1 protein-coding gene is annotated in these 1,103 nt (G+C 31.0%); it reads left to right on the top strand.

Features of this window, described 5'->3' with window-relative positions; genetic code table 11:
* Window positions 1-59: 59 nt before the first annotated feature.
* Window positions 60-1,103, top strand: a 1,044-nt coding sequence (gene wzy / locus ACFXI4_RS44720; RefSeq protein ID WP_385003456.1) for an O-antigen polysaccharide polymerase Wzy, incomplete at its 3' end; no start/stop codon positions are given.

Raw genomic sequence — 1,103 nt, forward strand, 5'->3', positions numbered from 1 at the left:
TTGGAATAAGGATTTACTTATATGCAATCTGTACATGGCATTGGAGAAAAGGAGATTCAATATTTTCATTATACACGATTTTTTTCACTCTTTTTTTATTATTTAGTTATGGGCAATGCATTATGTGGGCATTCGGTATTGGAACAGATCGTGGAATCGGTACAACAGTAGTAGCTTATGGTACGGGGATTATTCCTAGTGAATCAGATATGATAATGGTAAAATGGTATTCTTGTATTTCTATGTTTGTATTTCACATAGGAGCACTCTTATTTACGAGAAAAACCACACTAAGAAAAGTTAGTTGGTATGAATCTGGAGATGCTGATGCCGATAGAAAGTTTTTATTTAAAATAGGGTGTATCATTTCTATAATAGTAGTACCGATAGTTTTTGTTTCTAAATTACTAGAGGTACGTATAGCATTAGTCCATGGTTATAATGCATTATATTATGGTGATTATGCTACACAAAGTGGATATTTACAAATTATTCTATATCTTTTTTTTCCAGCCTTAATATGTTTATTAATTGGTAGCAACTTTTCAAAAGTAATAACGAGATTTGTTTTTATTATTTTTGCTTTATATTCTTTATTAGGAATTATGTCAGGAGACAGAGGAAGTTGGTTGTATAGCTCTATTATACTCATATGGGCATACACTCAATATAAAGGAACCTTTAATTATAAAAAATTAATAAAGTGGCTTATTTTAGCTGTTATAGGAATATATATTCTAAACGTAATAACGAAAGCACGTGATGGTGGAGGACTAAGTAAACTTACTTTAAAAGATTTTACATCTGTATTTGATTCAGATGATTCTCCTTTAGTTGATTCTTTTTTTGAAATGGGGGGGACTATGAGTATTATAACTTTTTTCCTAATAAGTGGTAATGGAATATATCCCTTTGCTAATACTTATTTGACCTCACTCTTAGGCTCTATATCAACAAGAATGCTATCAATGTTTGGAATAAAGTTTGTTTTATTAGCTGATTGGTTTTCTCAGGATTATTTAGGAATCACTTGGGGGACTGGATTCTCAATGATTGCAGAAGCCTATGTCAATGGTGGATACATTGGGGGTATAGTCTATTTT

The organism is Streptomyces sp. NPDC059224 (genome assembly GCF_042754285.1).
Classification (GTDB): Bacteria; Actinomycetota; Actinomycetes; order Streptomycetales; family Streptomycetaceae; genus Streptomyces.